At 67.6% G+C, this 17,953-nt stretch carries 18 protein-coding genes; 5 read left to right on the top strand and 13 right to left on the bottom strand.

What is annotated here, in order from left to right:
• Positions 1–94: 94 nt before the first annotated feature.
• Positions 95–1,243 carry an acyl-CoA dehydrogenase family protein gene (locus AC3B6A_RS17130; RefSeq protein ID WP_488398407.1) on the top strand — a complete coding sequence of 383 codons (1,149 nt, stop codon included), beginning with the start codon at positions 95–97 and terminating at the stop codon, positions 1,241–1,243.
• 132 nt (positions 1,244–1,375) lie between these two features.
• On the opposite strand, the gene AC3B6A_RS17125 is transcribed toward AC3B6A_RS17130, so the two are convergent.
• Positions 1,376–2,353, bottom strand: a complete 978-nt coding sequence (locus AC3B6A_RS17125) for an AraC family transcriptional regulator (protein WP_488398406.1) — start codon at positions 2,351–2,353, stop codon at positions 1,376–1,378.
• Positions 2,353–2,886 carry an OsmC family protein gene (locus AC3B6A_RS17120; RefSeq protein ID WP_488398405.1) on the bottom strand — a complete coding sequence of 178 codons (534 nt, stop codon included), beginning with the start codon at positions 2,884–2,886 and terminating at the stop codon, positions 2,353–2,355. Before AC3B6A_RS17120 ends, AC3B6A_RS17125 begins: the two co-directional genes overlap by 1 nt.
• Before the next feature lie 179 nt (positions 2,887–3,065).
• Here AC3B6A_RS17120 and AC3B6A_RS17115 point away from each other — a divergent pair, with 179 nt between their 5' ends.
• The gene (locus AC3B6A_RS17115) at positions 3,066–3,338 is read left to right on the top strand and encodes a DUF4242 domain-containing protein (protein WP_488398404.1); all 273 of its coding nucleotides are present in this window, start codon (positions 3,066–3,068) and stop codon (positions 3,336–3,338) included.
• A gap of 29 nt (positions 3,339–3,367) precedes the next feature.
• Positions 3,368–4,180 (top strand): class I SAM-dependent methyltransferase, encoded by an 813-nt coding sequence (locus tag AC3B6A_RS17110; RefSeq protein ID WP_488398403.1) that lies wholly within the window; start codon positions 3,368–3,370, stop codon positions 4,178–4,180.
• 72 nt (positions 4,181–4,252) lie between these two features.
• Here AC3B6A_RS17110 and AC3B6A_RS17105 read toward each other — a convergent pair whose 3' ends face one another.
• Together AC3B6A_RS17105 and AC3B6A_RS17100 are read right to left on the bottom strand one after the other, a co-directional pair.
• Positions 4,253–5,143, bottom strand: a complete 891-nt coding sequence (locus AC3B6A_RS17105) for an SDR family NAD(P)-dependent oxidoreductase (RefSeq protein WP_488398401.1) — start codon at positions 5,141–5,143, stop codon at positions 4,253–4,255.
• Positions 5,140–6,684 (bottom strand): flavin-containing monooxygenase, encoded by a 1,545-nt coding sequence (locus AC3B6A_RS17100; protein WP_488398400.1) that lies wholly within the window; start codon positions 6,682–6,684, stop codon positions 5,140–5,142. The genes AC3B6A_RS17105 and AC3B6A_RS17100 overlap by 4 nt, the downstream gene beginning before the upstream one ends.
• A gap of 127 nt (positions 6,685–6,811) precedes the next feature.
• Between AC3B6A_RS17100 and AC3B6A_RS17095 the strand changes: the two genes are divergently transcribed.
• Complete coding sequence (locus AC3B6A_RS17095) at positions 6,812–7,507, top strand: TetR family transcriptional regulator (RefSeq protein WP_488398399.1); 696 nt, start codon at positions 6,812–6,814, stop codon at positions 7,505–7,507.
• Between the two features lie 29 nt (positions 7,508–7,536).
• Positions 7,537–7,932: a GFA family protein gene (locus AC3B6A_RS17090; RefSeq protein ID WP_488398398.1), complete on the top strand. Its 396-nt coding sequence runs from the start codon at positions 7,537–7,539 to the stop codon at positions 7,930–7,932.
• Between the two features lie 176 nt (positions 7,933–8,108).
• Here the strand turns inward: AC3B6A_RS17090 and AC3B6A_RS17085 are convergent, their stop codons facing one another.
• The 9 genes from AC3B6A_RS17085 to ccoG all read right to left on the bottom strand — a co-directional run bounded on the left by AC3B6A_RS17085 (position 8,109) and on the right by ccoG (position 17,769).
• Complete coding sequence (locus tag AC3B6A_RS17085; protein WP_488398397.1) at positions 8,109–8,939, bottom strand: metal-dependent hydrolase; 831 nt, start codon at positions 8,937–8,939, stop codon at positions 8,109–8,111.
• A 254-nt stretch (positions 8,940–9,193) separates the two neighbouring features.
• On the bottom strand, positions 9,194–9,742 hold the full coding sequence (locus AC3B6A_RS17080) for an adenine phosphoribosyltransferase (RefSeq protein WP_488398396.1): 549 nt from the start codon (positions 9,740–9,742) through the stop codon (positions 9,194–9,196).
• Between the two features lie 98 nt (positions 9,743–9,840).
• Positions 9,841–10,575 (bottom strand): transcriptional regulator Anr, encoded by a 735-nt coding sequence (gene anr / locus AC3B6A_RS17075; protein WP_488398395.1) that lies wholly within the window; start codon positions 10,573–10,575, stop codon positions 9,841–9,843.
• A gap of 248 nt (positions 10,576–10,823) precedes the next feature.
• Positions 10,824–12,206, bottom strand: coding sequence for an oxygen-independent coproporphyrinogen III oxidase (hemN, locus tag AC3B6A_RS17070; RefSeq protein WP_488398394.1), 1,383 nt, complete (start codon positions 12,204–12,206; stop codon positions 10,824–10,826).
• A 70-nt stretch (positions 12,207–12,276) separates the two neighbouring features.
• Positions 12,277–13,002, bottom strand: coding sequence for a sulfite exporter TauE/SafE family protein (locus AC3B6A_RS17065; RefSeq protein ID WP_488398393.1), 726 nt, complete (start codon positions 13,000–13,002; stop codon positions 12,277–12,279).
• Complete coding sequence (gene ccoS / locus AC3B6A_RS17060; protein WP_488398391.1) at positions 12,995–13,201, bottom strand: cbb3-type cytochrome oxidase assembly protein CcoS; 207 nt, start codon at positions 13,199–13,201, stop codon at positions 12,995–12,997. The genes AC3B6A_RS17065 and ccoS overlap by 8 nt, the downstream gene beginning before the upstream one ends.
• A gap of 1 nt (position 13,202) precedes the next feature.
• Positions 13,203–15,680, bottom strand: coding sequence for a heavy metal translocating P-type ATPase (locus tag AC3B6A_RS17055; protein WP_488398390.1), 2,478 nt, complete (start codon positions 15,678–15,680; stop codon positions 13,203–13,205).
• Positions 15,677–16,222, bottom strand: a complete 546-nt coding sequence (locus AC3B6A_RS17050; RefSeq protein ID WP_488403626.1) for a FixH family protein — start codon at positions 16,220–16,222, stop codon at positions 15,677–15,679. Before AC3B6A_RS17050 ends, AC3B6A_RS17055 begins: the two co-directional genes overlap by 4 nt.
• Before the next feature lie 131 nt (positions 16,223–16,353).
• Positions 16,354–17,769: a cytochrome c oxidase accessory protein CcoG gene (ccoG, locus tag AC3B6A_RS17045; protein ID WP_488398389.1), complete on the bottom strand. Its 1,416-nt coding sequence runs from the start codon at positions 17,767–17,769 to the stop codon at positions 16,354–16,356.
• Positions 17,770–17,953: the final 184 nt, after the last annotated feature.

The raw sequence follows: 17,953 nt of genomic DNA, 5'->3' as shown, positions 1-17,953 counted from the left end.
GCGGCGCATCTGCCCTGACCGATGGCGGATGTCTCGCCTTGTAAACCAAGCAAGCGCTCGGTAAGTTTTCAGGCAAATCGCCTGGAGCCTTGCCATGTCCGTGTTCGCCGAATACTTCGATGACAGTCACCGCCTGGTCCGCGACAGCGTGCGGCGCTTCGTCGAGCGGGAAATCCTGCCCTACGTCGCCGACTGGGAAGAAGCCGAGGAGTTTCCCCGCGAGCTGTACCGCAAGGCCGGCGAGGCCGGCATCCTCGGCATCGGCTACCCGGAGGCGCTGGGTGGCAGCCACGAGGGCGACCTGTTCGCCAAGGTGGCGGCCAGCGAGGAGCTGATGCGCTGCGGCTCCGGCGGACTGGTGGCGGGCCTCGGCTCGCTGGACATCGGCCTGCCGCCGTTGATCAAGTGGGGCCGCCCGGAGCTGCGCGAGCGCATCGCGCCGCAGGTGCTGGCCGGCGAGAAGATCATCGCGCTGGCGGTGACCGAGCCGTCCGGCGGCTCCGACGTGGCCAGCCTGAAGACCCGCGCCGTGCGCGACGGCGACCACTACCGCGTGAGCGGCAGCAAGACCTTCATCACCAGCGGTGTGCGCGCCGATTACTACACCGTGGCGGTGCGTACCGGCGGCGACGGCTTCGGCGGCGTCAGCCTGCTACTGGTGGAGAAGGGCACGCCCGGCTTCAGCGTCAGCCGCAAGCTGAAGAAGATGGGCTGGTGGGCGTCGGACACCGCCGAGCTGTTCTTCGACGATTGCCGGGTGCCGGCGGAAAACCTGATCGGCGCCGAGAACATGGGCTTCGCCTGCATCATGGCGAACTTCCAGAGCGAGCGCCTGGCGCTGGCGATCATGGCCAACATGACCGCGCAGCTGGCGCTGGACGAGGCGCTGGCCTGGTGCCGCGAGCGCGAGGCCTTCGGCAAGCCCATCGGCAGGTTCCAGGTGCTCAAGCATCGGCTGGCGGAGATGGCCACCCAGGTGGAGGTGTCCCGCGAGTTCACCTACCGCCAGGCGGCGAAGATGGCCATCGGCAAGAGCGTGATCAAGGAAATCTCCATGGCCAAGAACTTCGCCACCGACGTCGCCGACCGTGTCACCTACGATGCGGTGCAGGCCCTCGGCGGCATGGGCTACATGCGCGAGAGCCTGGTGGAGCGGCTGTACCGCGACAACCGCATCCTCTCCATCGGCGGCGGTACGCGGGAGATCATGAACGAGATCATCGCCAAGCAGATGGGGCTGTAAGCGCGGCTTTTCCTATCTTCTTCTGCGAGCCCCGTGTTCCTCGCCCCAAGAGAGACTTGGGGGCTCCTGATCCTGTAGGAGCGGACTCCGCCCGCGATGTGCCTGGCCCGGGATCGCGGACGGAGTCCGCTCCTACGAAAATCCAGGGCGCGCGCCGGCCGATTGGCTGCGCCGCCAGGCGGCCGGCGGGCAGCCGTATTCGCGGCGGAAGGCGCGGCTGAAGGCGGTGTCCGTCTGGTAGCCGACGTCCTCGGCGATGCGCGCCAGCGGGGCGTTGCTGCCGCGCAGCAGGTTGGCGGCGAGGAGCATCCGCCACTGGGTCAGGTACTGCATCGGCGGGCAGCCGACCAGGCACTGGAAGCGCTCGGCCAGCACCGAGCGCGAGGTGCCGGCGCTGCGCGCCAGTTCCTCCAGGCTCCAGGCGTGGGCCGGCGACTTGTGCAGGGCACCGAGGGCGCTGCCGACGATGCGGTCCTGCAGGCCGGCCAGCCAGCCGCTGCGGCCTTCGCCCTGCTGCTCCATGTACAGCCGCAGCATCTCGATGAACAGCACCTCCGCCAGCTTGGCCAGCACGCCGGCGCCGCCGGGGCGGGGCGAGCGCGCCTCGGCCAGGGCGTAGCGCACCGAGGCTTCCAGCCAGTCGCCGGCGGCGGAGCCGCGCACGTTGACCTTCACCAGCGCCGGCAGCCCGGCCAGCAGCAGCCGCGCCAGGCGCGCGTCGCAGGCCAGGTAGCCGCACACCAGGCGGGTCGTCGCGCCGCCGCCGCCATAGGCCAGTTGCCGTGGCCGGCGCGCCAGCACCGTGTCCAGCTGCGCGCCGCTGGCCGGCGGCACGCCGGGTTGGGACGTCATGCAATGGGCGTGGCCCTGAGGGAACAGCACCGCGTCGCCAGCGACCAGATGCAGTGGCTCGGCGCGGCCCATCTCGACGAAGCATTCGCCCTCGGTGATCAGGTGGAAGATCACCACCTGCTCGGCGCCGGGCTCCAGCAGCTCGACCACCGAGTCGGCGCGGGGCGACTGGTAGCACCAGGGCGCGGTGAAGCGCGCGTTGATGAAGATGGCGCCGACCAGCCGCACCACGCGCAGGGTTTCCGAGAGCGCGTCCATCAGTCCGCGCCGCTGTCGATGGCGAGCCGCACGGGGACGGCCTCGGCCAGCGCGCTGGCCATGGGAGAGACGCGGATCGCCTCCTCGACCAGTTCGCGCACCGCCGCATCCGCGGCGCCCGGCACGCTGATGCGCACCTGCAGGCGGATTTCCCGCGGCCCGGCCGAAGCGCGCTGGCCGTCTTCCCGCGCCAGCCCGAGCAGACCGTGCAGGTCGCTGTCGCTGGCGACTTCCGCCTCCAGCCGCTGCGGTTGCAGGCCCTTTTCCGCCGCCAACATGGCGATGCGCGTGACCGCGCAGGACGCCAGCGCCGCGCGCAGCAGCCAGCCGGGGCTGACCCGCTCGCCGTCGCCGCCCAGCTCGGCGGGCAGGTCGGTGTACAGCGCGTTGCCGTCCGGATGCTGGGTGCGCGTCTTGCCGGCACCTTCCCAGTGCGCGGTGGCGGGGACGTCGCGGACCTGGGCGACGGCCGGCCGCTGGCGCACCAGGCGGGTCAGGCGCTGTTGCGCGGCGAGGATGGTTTCCGAGCTCATGGACAGTCCCTCCGCCGGGGCTTTCAGAAATTCTGGGTGCTATATCGCCACCACGGCGGACCGTCGGACGATCGGGCAGGCAAGGCCGACGCTGGGGCAGGACGGCAACCGGCGCGCGGCGCAGCATGAAGGTGCGGGAGGTTGCGGTCCCCGTTCGATCCCACCCAATGGAGACTGTCATGCCCAAGTTCGTTATCGAGCGCGAAATCCCCGGCGCCGGCACCCTGTCCGAGCGCGATTTCAAGGCCATCGCGCAGAAGTCCTGCAAAGTCCTGAGCCAGCTGGGGCCGCAGATTCAATGGCTGCAAAGCTACGTGACCGGTGACCGCATCTACTGCCTGTACATCGCCCCCGACGAGGACGCCGTGCGCGAGCACGCGCGCCTGGGCGGCTTCCCGGCCAACCGGGTATCGCAGGTCGTCACCACCCTCGACCCGACCACCGCCGAATGAGCGCGCCGGCGCTGCCTGGAGATGCACAGATGAGCACCGATGTAGACCTCAATGCCCTGAAACAACGCCAGATGGCCACCTGGGCCAGCGGCGACTACGCCGTGATCGGCACCACCCTGCAGATCGTCGGCGAGCGCCTGGCCGAAGCCTGCGACCTGCGCTGCGACGAGCGGGTGCTGGATGTCGCCGCCGGCAATGGCAACGCCACCCTGGCGGCGGCCCGGCGTGGCTGCCGGGTGACCTCCACCGACTATGTGCCGCGCCTGCTGGAGCTGGGCGCCGAGCGCGCGCGGGCCGAGCACCTGGAGGTGGCGTTCCACGAGGCCGATGCCGAGGCGCTGCCCTTCGAGGCGGGCAGTTTCGATGCGGTGGTCTCGACCTTCGGCGTGATGTTCACCCCCGACCAGCCGAAGGCGGCCGCGGAGCTGGCGCGGGTCTGCCGCTCCGGCGGGCGCATCGGCCTGGCCAACTGGACGCCGGAAGGCTTCATCGGCCAGCTGTTCAAGGTGCTTTCCGGGTATGTCCCGCCGGCGCCCGGCGTGCGTCCGCCATCTGCCTGGGGGCGGGAGGAACATCTGCGCGAGCTGTTCGGCGAGGCGCTCGGCGAACTGCGCGCCTCGCGGCAGATCTTCAACTTCCGCTATCGCTCGGCGACGCATTTCATCGAGGTCTTCCGGGACTGGTACGGCCCGCTGCACAAGGCGTTCGCCAGCCTGCCGGAGAGCGAGGCGAAGGGGCTGGAGCGCGACCTGACGCAGCTGCTGGAGGCGAGCAATCGCGCCGGCCCGTCGTCGCTGGTGGTGCCCGGCGAGTACCTGGAGGTGGTGGTGACCCGTCGCTGAGCCCTTCATCCAAAAAAAACGGCGCCCACCCGGGGTAGAGGGTGGGCGCCGGCCCGACAGGGAAAGGGACGCCTACTTGGCCTCGACACCCTCGGCGCCGTGCTTGCGCTTGGGTTTGGGCGCGAAGCGCCTGGCCAGCTTCATGCTGCCGGTGACCACCTTCTGGTACCCGACCGGCAGCAGGCGCAGCATCAGGTCGATGGCGTGGGCGTCCGGGCCGATCAGGATGCGCCGCGCGTCACGCTCCACGCCGCGCAGGATGACCTGGGCGGCCTTCTGCGGGGTGGTGCGCAGCAACTGGTCGTTGAACTGGCTGCGGGCCTGCTCGGCGCTCTGCCCGGTGACCTTGGCCATGCTGTCGTTCATCCGCGCGGTCCTGGCGATGTTGGTCTTGATCCCGCCGGGGTGCACGCAGCTGGCCGAGACGCCGCCGCGCTCCATGTCCAGCTCCTGGCGCAGCGACTCGGTGAAGCCGCGCACGGCGAACTTGGTGGCGTTGTAGGCGCTCATGCCCGGCTGGGAGAACAGCCCGAACACGCTGGAGACGTTGACCACGTGGCCGTCGCCCGAGGCTTTCAGGTGCGGCAGGAAGGCCTTGGTGCCGTAGACCACGCCCCAGAAGTTGATGTTGGTGATCCACTCGTATTCTTCGTAGTCACTGGCTTCCACGGTGCCGGCGTGGGCGACCCCGGCGTTGTTGAACACCAGGTTGACCTTGCCGTGCTCGCGGGCGGCCTTGTCGGCCCAGGCGTGCACCTGTTCGCGGTCGGCGACGTTCACCGTGTCGACGGACACGCGCACGCCGCTGGAGGCGAGCAACTGGCGGGTTTCCTCCAGGCCGGCGGCGTTGACGTCGGCCAGCGCCAGGTGGCAGCCGCGGGCGCCCAGTTCGAGGGCCAGGGCGCGGCCGATGCCGGAGCCGGCGCCGGTGATGGCGGCGACCTTGTTCTCGAAACTCTTCATGCCGGCACCTCCTCGGCGTGGCGTGGCGCTTGGACGGCGGGGTTGCCCAGGGGCTTGGCCTTCAGATGGTAGGCGGCCGGGTCGAACTGGCTGGTCAGCGCGCGGAAACGCCAGGTGAAGCCCGGCCACAGGGTGCAGTTGCGCCCGCTCACCGGGTGCAGGTACCAGCTGTTGCAGCCGCCGGTGTTCCATACGCTGTGGTTGAGGCCGCGCTGCAGCTTCTCGTTCCAGCGCGCCTGCGCGTCTTCCTTCACTTCGACGCTCTGCAGCTCGCGGCGGTCCATCAGGCGGATGGCGCCCAGCACGTAGGCGATCTGCGATTCGATCATGTAGACCATGGAGTTGTGGCCCAGGCCGGTGTTCGGGCCCATCAGGAAGAACAGGTTGGGGAAGCCGCGGGTCATGGTGCCCTTGTAGGCTTCCGGGCCGTTGGGCCAGGTGTCGAGCAGGTCGACGCCGCCCTTGCCGAACACCGCGCCGCGCGGGATCGGGTCGTTGGCGGTGAAGCCGGTGCCGAAGATGATGGCGTCCACCGGGCGCTCGCGGCCGTCGCTGGTGACGATGCTGCCGGCCCTGATCTCGCGGATGCCTTCGGTGATCACCGCGGCGTTGGCCGCCGCCAGCGCCGGGTAGTAGTTGTGCGACATGAGCACGCGCTTGCAGCCGATGGTGTAGTCCGGGGTCAGCTTGCGGCGCAGGTCCGGGTCCTTGACCTGCTGGCGGATGAAGCGCTCGGCCAGCCGGCCCACCAGCTTCATCGCCCAGGGCGCGAAGGTGAAGCCCAGCACGCGGCCTTCGAGCATGCTGTAGAGGGCGCCGCGCCAGAGTTTCTGCAGCAGCGGGAAGTGGCGGAAGCGCGCGCGTTCCTTGTCGCTGATGGCGCGGTCCGGCTTGGGCAGGATCCACGGCGCGGTGCGCTGGTAGAGGTCGAGCCTGGCCACCAGCGGCTGGATTTCCGGGACGAACTGGATGGCCGAGGCGCCGGTGCCGATCACCGCCACGCGCTTGCCCTTGAGGTCGTAGCCGTGGTCCCACTGCTGGGAGTGGAAGGCCTTGCCCTGGAAGTTCTCCAGGCCCTTGAGCGCCGGGATCGAGGGGATCGACAGGGCGCCCATGCCGGAGACCACGGCCTTGGCGGTGTAGTGGTTGCCGGCGGCGTCGAACAGGTGCCAGAGCTGCTGCTCGTCGTTCCACTCCAGGCGCACCATCTCGGTGTTGAGCAGGGTCTTGTCTTCCAGGCGGTACTTCTTCCAGCAGTTCTCCAGGTAGGCGCGGATTTCCGGCTGGCGGGCGAACATGCGCGTCCAGTCCGGGTTCGGCTCGAAGGAGAAGGAGTAGACATGGGATTGCACGTCGCAGGCGCAGCCCGGGTAGTTGTTGACCCGCCAGGTACCGCCGACGCCGGCGTCCTTCTCGAACAGCAGGAAGTCGTTCTCGCCTTCCTGCTTCAGGCGGATCGCCATGCCCAGCCCGGAAAACCCGGTGCCGACGATGGCGATCTTGCAGTGTCTGCTCGGGGCAGTCTTAGGTTGCGTGCTCATACCCGTACCCATGGCCAAGCTCCTGTTATGATTATTGCTGGCGTATACAACTGTCTACGTGGTGCGAATGTAGACATCTGTATACTTCGGGAACAACCAACCTTAGGTGGGGGCGCGCGCCAGATTCATGGAAACCGGACAGGAAGAACGGCCGGCGGAAGCCGCGGGCAAGCGCGCGCTGATCGACGCGGCACTGCGCCTGGCGGCCGGCCGGCGCAGCCTGAGCAGCCTGGGGTTGCGCGAGCTGGCGCGGGAGGCGGGGCTGAACCCGAACACCTTCTACCGGCATTTCGGCGACGTCGACGACCTGGGCCTGGCGATCATCCGCGACATCGCCACTCAGTTGCGCCAGCCGCTGCGCGACCTGCGCCGCGAGGCCGCCGAGCGCGCGCAAGCGGGGGAGGGCGCCGCCGGCCTGCCCTTCGGCCTGGACCTGGAGCGTGGCCAGCGCGTGACCCGGGAAACCGTGCGGCTGTTCTTCGACTACGTCGAGGGCAACCCGCAGGCCTTCATCATCGGCGTGCGCGAGCTGCATGGTCCCTCGCCGGTGCTGCGCGCGGCGCTGGCGCGGGTGATGGACGAGTTCGGCGAGGACATGGCCGAGGACATCCGCCGGTTCCACCTGCTGCCGGAGATCGACGAGGGGGAGCTCCGGCAGTTGTCGCGGGCGATCAGCCGGCAGCTGTTCCAGCAATCGCTGGACTATCTCGAGCGTCCGCCGGAGCAGCGCGAGGAGGTCTGCGCCCTGGCCGGGCGGCAGATCCTGCTGCTCTTCACCGGCGTCGCGGTGCTGCAGACCTTCGGGATGCTGGCTAGGCTTTGAGTCTTCATGTCCTGTCCGGGAGGTTCGCCATGTTGCCCTTGCCCCTGTTCGGCGGCTGCGCCTGCGGCGCGGTGCGCTACCGGGTGGATGCCGAGCCGGAGGAGACCGGCTACTGCCACTGCCGCATCTGCCAGAAGTCCAGCGCCGCGCCGGCGTTGCCCTGGGCGGTGATTCCGCTGTCGGGCTTCCACTACCTGTCCGGTGAGCTGGGACTGTGGCGCTCCAGCGAGGACGGGGAACGGCGCTTCTGCGTGAAGTGCGGCACGCCGCTGGAGTTTCGCGTGCGCGATGGCGACACCGTCGGACTCAATTACGTGACCCTGGACGAGCCGGCGCTGATCGAGCCGCGCTGCCATGTGTGGTGCTCGTCGCAGTTGCCGTGGTTCGACACCAGGGACGACCTGCCGCGCCGGCAGGAGGGCTGAAACCTGCTCCTGCGGCGTGGGCTTTTGCTTTCGTAGGAGCGGAGCTTCTCCGCGATGCTCTTCAGCGAGGCAAGCCCTTCGCGGACAAGGTCCGCTCCTACGAAGAACCATCGGCGCGATGGGCTGCAACGCAAAACGCCAGGCAGTGCCTGGCGTTTTCAGTTCCACCGCGACGATCAGCCGGCGAAATCCAGCTGGTCCTTCCAGCGGGTCTCCAGCGCCTTGGTGTCGTGGTCGAAGGGGTGGAAGCCGGGGCGGAAGTAGTCCAGCCAGGGGCGGATCAGGTTGACGAAGTAGCCGCGGCGCGGGTGCAGCAGCACGCCCAGGCCGTGCGTCCAGCTGCGCCAGTTGAGCAGTTGGCCATCGCGGCGCAGCAGGTGGATCTGGAAGCCGCCGATGACGCCGAGGAAGATCAGGGTGGTCAGCAGCATCACCGCGGTACGGGTGAAGTAGCCGCCGTAGACCTGCTGGTAGACGTCATAGGCCACCGCCTTGTGCTCGTTCTCCTCGACGGCATGCCACATCCACAGCTTGTACATCTTGTCGGACTTCATCTGGCTGCTGAGGTCTTCGCGCTTGAGCAACTGTTCGGCCATGGTCGCGGTGAAGTGCTCCAGGGCGCAGGTGATCGCCAGCTGGTGCTTCTTCGTGGTGACCTTGCTGATCGCCCCGAGCAGGTGCTTGATGCGCAGCTCCAGGCGTTCCAGGTCGATGCCATGCACGTCGGCGTACTCGTTGTAGGTTGCGTGCTCCTTGGAGTGCATGGCTTCCTGGCCGATGAAGGCGCTGACGTCCTTCTGCAGCTGCGGGTCGCGGATGCGCTCGCGCACGGCACGCACGCTGTCGACGAAGAACTTCTCGCCGTAGGGGAACAGCGAGGACAGGTTGTTCATGAAGTGGGTCATGAAGGGTTGCCCGTCCCACCAGTATTTCGGCGTTTCGCTGAAGCTGAAATCCATGCGGCGGACCGGGAAATTGGCGCGGATCGGCGTGGTGCTGGCGTTCATGACTAACTCCTTGTTGTTGTGCGGGCGGGTGGTGCGCGGCGGGGCGCGACCCGGGCAAGCCCTGTCGTTAGTTCGCTATGCCACCTCGGAGTGTGTCATTAGCTGATGTCATGTTCGGAGTCTTGTCGGACAATCGCCAGGTCATATCCGGCCGTGCCCGGGTCGGATCAGGCCAAACCGGCCATGACCAGCCATTGGATGGGGGAAGCGAAAACGGGCGCCGAGGCGCCCGTTTTGTTGCTGGTAGCGACCGATCAGCGCTCGTCGAGGGCGAACGCAGTCAGGCTGTAGGTGGAAATCTGCGCGTCGGCCAGCTTGGCCGAGCCGCCCAGTTCCGGCAGGTCGATGATCGCGGCGGCCTCGAACACGCTGGCACCCATGCGGCGCACCAGTTGCGCGGCGGCCAGCAGGGTGCCGCCGGTGGCGATCAGGTCATCGAAGATCAGCACGCTGTCGCCTTCGCACAGGCTGTCGGCGTGGACCTCCAGCAGGGCTTCGCCGTACTCGGTCTCGTAGGCCTGGGCCAGCACCTCGGCCGGCAGCTTGCCGCGCTTGCGGAACAGCACCAGGGGCTTGTTCAGCTCGTAGGCGATGATCGAACCGATCAGGAAGCCGCGGGCGTCCATGGCGCCGATGTGGCTGAAGTCGGCCTCGACGTAGCGCTGGATGAAGCTGTCGGCGACGAAGCGCAGGGCTCGCGGCGACTGGAACAGCGGGGTGATGTCGCGGAACATGACGCCGGGCTTGGGAAAGTCGGGAACGGCGCGGATCACGGACTTCAGGTCGAGTTGGTTGAGGATCATGCTGGCTGTGCACCCGATGCGATTTTGCAGAGGCGGAAGTATAACGGGCCCGCCAGTTGGCGAGCCCGTTTTCGATGACCGGAAAGTCGACCGATCGATCAGCTTTCCAGCTGACCACCTGCCAGTGCGCACAGCTCGATGGAGTCGAGGATGTGCACTTCCTTGCCTTCGGCGGCGATCAGGCCGTTCTGCTGGAAGCGGGTGAACACGCGGGAGACGGTTTCCACCGCGAGGCCCAGGTAGTTGCCGATCTCGTTGCGCGACATGGCCAGGCGGAACTGCTGGGCCGAGAAGCCTCGGGCGCGGAAGCGCGCGGAGAGGTTGACCAGGAAGGTGGCGATGCGTTCGTCGGCGGTCTTCTTCGAAAGCAGCATCATCATCTGCTGATCGTCGCGGATCTCGCGGCTCATCACTCGCAGCAGCTGGCGGCGCAGCAGCGGCAGTTGCTCGGACAGCTCGTCCAGGCGCTCGAAGGGAATCTCGCAGACCGAGGTGGTTTCCAGCGCCTGGGCCGACACCGGGTAGCACTCGGTGTCCATGCCGGACAGGCCGACCAGCTCGCTGGGCAGGTGGAAGCCGGTGATCTGCTCTTCGCCGCCGTCGGTGATGCTGAAGGTCTTGAGTGCGCCGGAACGGACCGCGAAGACGGAGCCGAAGGGGTCGCCCTGACGGAACAGGAATTCGCCTTTCTTCAGTGGGCGGCCGCGCTTGACGATTTCATCCAGGGCGTCCATGTCGGTGGAGTTCAGCGACAGGGGCAGGCAGAGGGCCGCCAGGCTGCAATCCTTGCAGTGCGCCTGGGGCAATGCGCGCACTTTGATGGTTTCGGCCATTGAGAGATCCTTGAGAGAGAAGGCATACAGAGATCAAGGGTACCCCAGTCAATGGATCGGGCGCCAGCTGCCGGCCTGTCTGAGTCGGCCATTGGAGTGGCGGAGGAAAGGGCGGGAAGACGGAGAAGTATCCCGGGACGCTCCGGAAAGAGTCGATTCAGGGCCGTTCAGCGCCGGAGGTGGTGGACATATCCTGTTGCAATGGATGCGACACTCGGTCTCGGCCGTCCATCGACTTGCCGCGCGGGTCAGATGACCCGCGAGAAGCGTTGCAGGTTCTGCGCCGGCAGGTAGTGGTCGAACGCCATGCAGATGCTCCGCACCAGCAGCCGTCCCGAGGCGCTGACGTCGATGTTGCGCGGGCTGAGGGTGATCAGTCCGTCGGCGGCGAAGCGTTCCAGTTCCGGCCAGATATCCGCGAAATAACCGCGGAAATCGATGTTGTAGAGCTCCTCGATTTCCCCGATGTCCAGCTGGAAATGGCAGATCAGCTGCTGGATCACCGCGCGGCGGATGATGTCGTCCTTGCTGCAGTGCAGGCCGCGGCGGGTGGCGAGCTGGCCCTGGTCGAGGGAGTTCTGGTAGTCGGCGATGTCGTTGCTGTTCTGGCTGTAGAGGTCGCCGATCTGGCTGATCGACGAAACGCCCAGGCCCACCAGGTCGCAATGGCCATGGGTGGTGTAACCCTGGAAGTTGCGATGCAGGGTGCCGTCCTCCTGGGCCATGGACAGGTCGTCGTCCGGCAGGGCGAAGTGGTCCATGCCGATATAGCGGTAGCCGGCGGCTGCCAGTTGCTCAACGGTGCGCTGGAGCATCTCCAGTTTCTGGCCGGGGGTGGGGAGGTCCTCGGCCTTGATCCGCCGTTGCGCCATGAAGCGCTCGGGCAGGTGCGCGTAGTTGAACACCGAGAGGCGGTCGGGTTGCAGGGCGATGACCTGCTCCACGGTGCGGGCAAAGGTCTCGGGGGTCTGCTTGGGCAGGCCGTAGATAAGGTCGATGTTGATCGAGCGGTATTGCAGGGTATGCGCCGCGTCGATGATGGCGCGGGTCTCGTCGATGCTCTGCAGGCGGTTCACGGCCTGCTGCACTTCCAGGTTGAAGTCCTGCACGCCGATGCTGACACGGTTGAAGCCCAGCTCGCGGAGCAGGCCCATGGTCGACCAGTCGGTCTCGCGCGGGTCGATCTCGATGCCGTAGTCGCCGGAGTCGCCCTCGATGAAGTTGAAGTGGGTGCGCAGTTGGGCCATCAGCTCGCGCAACTGGCCGGGGCTGAGGAAGGTCGGGGTGCCACCGCCGAAATGCAGCTGCTCGACTTGCTGCTGACGGCCGAGGTGGCGGCTGACGATCTCGATTTCGTGAATCAGGCGGGCGAGGTACGGCGCGCTACGGCCGCGATCCTTGGTGATGACCTTGTTGCAGCCGCAGTAGTAGCAGACGTTCGCGCAGAACGGGATGTGCACGTAGAGCGAGAGTGGGCGCTGCGCCTTTTGGCTATCCCGCAGCGCGTGCAGCAGATCGAAGGGTCCGACGCCTTCGTGGAACTGCACGGCTGTGGGATAGGAGGTGTAACGCGGGCCGGACAGATCGTATCTGCGTATCAGATCTGCGTCCCAGCGAATGTTGTCGAGCATGCCGATGTTCCCCGGTGGCGAGCTTTTGACGCAGTCTAGGGAGTGTCGGGCCGGGGCCTGTTGACCTGTATCAAGCGGCTTTATGGTGGGGATGGACGGTGCCGGCGTGCATTTCGTGGCCCATGATCCAGGCCTGGTGCGGGCCCGGCAGGGTCCACAGGCCGAAGAGGATCACCAGGATGCCGCCGGCCATGCGCACGCTGCGCTTGCGCAGCAGGGCGGTGATGCGCTCGGCGGCCAGCCCCGTGGCCAGAAGCACCGGCCAGGTGCCCAGGCCGAAGGCGAGCATCAGCAGCGCGCTGTCGATGGCCGACCCCTGGCTGGTGGCCCAGAGCAGGGTGCTGTAGACCAGGCCGCAGGGCAGCCAGCCCCAGAGCGCGCCCAGCAGCAGCGCGCGCGGAACGCTGGCGACCGGCAGCAGGCGGCTGGCGAAGGGCTGGATGTGCTTCCACAGGCCGCGGCCGAGCGCTTCGATGCGGGTCAGGCCGCTCCACCAGCCGGCCAGGTACAGGCCCATGGCGATCAGCAGCAGCCCGGCGACGATGCGCAGCGCCGAGGCGAACGGCGTGCGGGCGATGGCCCAGCCGGCGAGGCCGAGCAGCAGGCCGGCGCAGGCGTAGCTGAGGATGCGCCCGAGGTTGTAGGCCAGCAGCAGGCGCAGGCGGCGGCCGCGCTGTTCCGGCGGAATCGCCAGGGTCAGCGCGCCCATCAGGCCGCCGCACATGCCCAGGCAGTGACCGCCGCCGAGCAGGCCGAGGATCAGCGCCGACGCCAGCAATGGCGCCAGTTCAGGCATCGCGCGGGTCCTTCTGTTCCTGGCCTTTGGCTTCGTCGATGCCGGCCTGGTGCTTGGGGTCCTCGTCGTCGAACAGGATGCTGTGGGCGGGGCCGTCCATGTCGTCGTACTGGCCGCTGTTCACCGCCCAGAAGAGAATCCAGATGCAGATGCCGACGATCAGCATGGCGATCGGGATCATGACGTAGAGTGCGGGCATTTCAACTCCGTGGCAGCGCCTGACCGGCCTGCAGGGCGGCGGGGCGCGCGGTGGTCGCTGGGGCGGTGTCGACGGCCCTGGGCAGCCGGGTCAGGCGCAGGGCGTTGAGCACCACGGTCAGCGAGCTGATCGACATGCCCACCGCCGCCCAGACGGGCGTGATCCAGCCGAGGGCGGCGAAGGGCAACATGAGGCCATTGTACAACCCCGCCCAGACCAGGTTCTCGATGATCACCCGGCGGGTGCGCCGCGCCAGGCCGAAGGCCTGCACCAGGCTGTCCAGGCGATTGGACAGCAGCACGGCGTCGGCGCTGGTCTTGGCCAGGTCGGTGGCCGAGCCCATGGCGACGCTGATGTCGGCGGCGGCCAGCACCGGCACGTCGTTCACGCCGTCGCCGAGCATCAGCACGCGGCGGCCTTCCTGGTGCAGCTGGCGCAGGACTTCCAGCTTGTCATCCGGGCGCAGGCTGCCCCGGCAGTCGTCGATACCCAGTTCGGCGGCGACGCGGCCGACCATCGGCGAGCTGTCGCCGGACAGCAGCAGGGTGCGCCAGCCACGGGCGCGGCAGGCGTCGAGGAGGGCGGGGGCGTCTTCGCGGATGCGGTCGTCCAGCACCAGCCAGGCCAGCGCGCCGCGTTCGTCGCCCAGCAGCAGCCACTGGCCGGGCTCCTGCGGATGGGCGGGCGCTTCGGTCCGGCTCAGGGCGCAGACGAAGGACGGCTCGCCGATGCGCAGGCGGTGCTCGCCGACCTGACCTTCCAGGCCCAGGCCGGGATGGCTCTCGACGCCCTCGGCGGGCTGCGGCGCGCGGCCGAAGGCGCGGGCGATGGGGTGTTCCGAGCGGTTTTCCAGCGCGGCGGCCAGGGCCAGGCAGGCATCGTGGTCGAGGTCGCCCAGCGGGCGAACGGCGCGCAGGGTCAGGCGGCCTTCGGTGAGGGTGCCGGTCTTGTCGAAGATCACCGTGTCGATGTGGTTCAGGCCTTCCAGCACGTGGCCGCGGGTAAGCAGCAGGCCGAGCTTGTGCAGCGTGCCGGTGGCGGCGGTGAGCGCGGTGGGCGTGGCCAGGGAGAGCGCGCAGGGGCAGGTCGCCACCAGCATCGCCAGGACCACCCAGAAGGCCCGGGATGCGTCGTGCTGCCACCAGAACAGGCCGACCAGCGCGGCCAGCACCAGCAGGACGACCAGGAACCATTGCGCGGCCCTGTCGGCGAGCTCGGCCAGGCGTGGCTTGTCCGACTGGGCGCGCTCCAGCAGGCGGACGATGGCGGACAGCCGGCTGTCGCCGCCCAGGGCCCTGACCTGCACGGTCAGCGGGCCTTCGACGTTCAGCGTGCCGCCGGTGACGCTGTCGCCGATCTGGCGCGGCTGCGGCAGGTATTCGCCGGTGAGCAGGGATTCGTCGACGCTGGACTGGCCGTCGAGGATCAGGCCGTCGGCGGGAATCACCGCACCGGGCTGCACCAGCACGCGGTCGCCGACGTTCAGTTCGCTGAGCAGCACGCGGCGGCTCTGGCCCTGCTCGTCCAGGCGCAGGCAGGAGGCGGGCAGCAGGTTGACCAGTTGCGCGGTGGCGGCGGCGGTCCGCTCGCGGGCGCGGCGCTCCAGGTAGCGGCCGGTGAGCAGGAACAGGGCGAACATGCCGACGGCGTCGAAATACAGGTCGCCGCTGCCGGTGATGGCGGTCCAGATGCCGGCGAGGTAGGCGCCGCCGATGGCCAGCGAGACCGAGACGTCCATGGTCAGGTGGCGGGTGCGCAGGTCGCGCAGGGCGCCGCGGAAGAACGGCTGGCAGGAATAGAAGACGATCGGCGTGGTGAGGAACATCGCCACCCAGCGCAGGATGACGTGCAGCTCGGGGCTGAGGTCGATGTTGAATTCCGGCCAGGTGGCCATGGTCGCCATCATCGCCTGGAACCACAGCAGGCCGGCGACGCCCAGCTGGCGCAGGGAGCGGCGGTTTTCCTGGTGCAACTGCTCGGCGGCGCGATCGGGCTGGTAGGGGTGGGCGGCGTAGCCGATCTTGCGCAGTTCGGCGAGCAGTGCGCTCAGGGGCATCTGGCTGTCGGACCAGCGCACGTGCAGGCGGTGGTTGGACAGGTTGAGACCGGCCTCGGCGACCGCGGGCAGGCCCTTGAGGTGCTTCTCGATCAGCCAGCCGCAGGCGGCGCAGCTGATGCCTTCCATGAGCAGGGTGGTTTCCGCCAGCTCGCCCTGGTGCTGGACGAAGGGTTGCTGCACGTCGGGGCGGTCGAACAGCTTCAGCTCGTCGGTGAGCTGCTCGGGCAGTACGTCGGGGTTGGGGGCTGCCTCGGTGCGGTGGCGATAGTAGCCTTCCAGGCCGCCGGCGACGATGGCTTCGGCCACGGCCTGGCAGCCCGGGCAGCAGAATTCGCGGGTTTCACCAAGGACCTGCGCCGTGAAACGGCTGCCGGACGGAACCGGCAGGGCGCAGTGGTAGCAGGGCAGCGGGGCGCTCATGGGCGCTCGGCTTCGTCTCCCTTGAGGGGCTCGTCGCCAAGGTCGAACGAACCGCCGGGGGTGACTTTCTCTTCTTCGAACAGGCGCCAGGCCTGGCCGTTTTCCTGGCCGAGCAGCTCGACGAAGCGGCGCCCCTTGACGGCGGCGTCGAGGCTGCCGGTATAGCGACCCGGCTCGGCCGGGCTGGGCAGCAGTTCGATGTGCTTGTCCTGGCTTTCCAGGGTGGGGGAGAGCAGGTTGAGGGTGACCTTGTCCGGGCGGCTGCCGCCGGAGAGGCGCAGGTCGATCTGCCCGGTCAGCTCGTCGAAGCTGATCTTGGCCTGCAGCTTGAGCTGTTGCGCCAGGTGTTCGCGGTCCAGCGAGCGGTTGATGCCCTTGCCGGCCTCGTAATAGTTGTCGCTGACCAGGGAGTCCTGGTTGTCCACCGCGATCCTGACCATCACCAGGCTGAGGAACACGGACGTGGCCAGCATGCCGATGATGATCCACGGCCAGAGGTGCTTGTACCAGGGTTGCACGGGCGTTTTCATGGCCGATTGCATTGTCATATCTCTCGCTGGAATTGCCCGCGCGGGGCACGATGCACCCGTTGAGGGGCGGGCGGATTCTACGTGCTTCGGACGGTACTGGCACCCCATGTGCGACATGGGGTGCCAGTTCGTTCAGCTTCGGCTCACTGGACGCGCGGGCCGATGAAGCGGCTGGAGGCTTCCTTGCTGATGGACGGATTGTCCACCGACTGGATGGTGAAGCTGATCTCGTTGGTGGTGGAGGGCAGCTTCTCCGGATCGATGGAGAGCTCCATCGACATGTTGAGGATGTCGCCGGCGGCCACCGTGACTTCCTTCTTGCCTTGCAGGACCAGGCCTTCCAGGCCCTTGGCGCCGAGCACGAAGGTGTGTTCGCGCTGATCCTTGTTCATGATCTTCAGGCTGTACACGTTCTCGATCCGGCCTTCGGCGTTCTCGCGGTAGAGCACGCGGTCCTTGCTGACGTCGAAACCCACCAGCGGGCGGATCACCACGGCGGTGATCAGCAGGCTGATCATCACGCACAGGGCGATGGCGTAGCCGATCAGGCGCGGGCGCACCAGATGGGTCTTCTGCCCGGACAGGTTGTGTTCGGTGGTGTAGCTGATCAGCCCGCGCGGGTAGTTCATCTTGTCCATGATGCTGTCGCAGGCGTCGATGCACGCGGCGCAGCCGATGCATTCGATCTGCAGGCCGTCGCGGATGTCGATGCCGGTCGGGCAGACCTGTACGCACATGGTGCAGTCGATGCAATCGCCCAGGCCCTGGGCCTTGTAGTCCACGGTCTTCTTGCGCGGGCCACGGGTTTCGCCGCGGCGCGGGTCGTAGGAGACGATCAGGGTGTCCTTGTCGAACATCACGCTCTGGAAGCGCGCGTAGGGGCACATGTAGATGCACACCTGCTCGCGCAGCCAGCCGGCGTTACCGTAGGTGGCGAGGGTGAAGAAGCCGACCCAGAAGTAGGCCCAGCCGTCGGCCTGGCCGGTCACCAGGTCCGGCAGCAGCTCGCGCATGGAGGCGAAGTAGCCGACGAAGGTCAGGCCGGTGACCAGACCGATCAGCAGCCACAGGCCGTGCTTGGCGACCTTGCGCGTCAGCTTGTTGCCGCTCATCGGCGCCTTGTCGAGCTTCATGCGCTGGTTGCGGTCACCCTCGGTGACTTTTTCGCACCACATGAAGATCCAGGTCCACACACTCTGCGGGCAGGTGTAGCCGCACCAGACGCGGCCGGCGAACACGGTGATGAAGAACAGGCCGAAGGCACAGATGATCAGCAGGCCGGAGAGGAGGATGAAGTCCTGCGGCCAGAAGGTCGCGCCGAAGATGTAGAACTTGCGCTCGGGCAGGTCCCAGAGAACCGCCTGGCGACCGTTCCAGGTCAGCCATACGGTGCCGAAGTAGAGGAGGAAGAGGAGTGCGCCTCCGGCCATGCGGAGGTTCCGGAAGAATCCGGTGAAGGCTCGGGTGTAGATCTTTTCCCGAGAGGCATAGAGGTCGACGTTGTCAGCCTTGCCCTTGGCGGGCGGGGTGACGTCTTGGACAGGAATCTTTTGGCTCATCAGTGCATTCCACGGCAGCGGGAGGGCGCCCTGTCGATACATGCCGAGCAGGGTCAGAAATATGCTTGCACGGCTAATAATGATACGGCGTGGAGGGTGGGACAACGGTGCGACAGTTGGTCGCGTAATGAATTATGGCCCCAGAAATAGAGCGGCGCCGGTGTGGGAACCGGCGCCGCTGAGG

The organism is Pseudomonas sp. B12(2026) (assembly GCF_057767015.1).
This window is presented reverse-complemented; position numbering and strand designations above follow the sequence as displayed.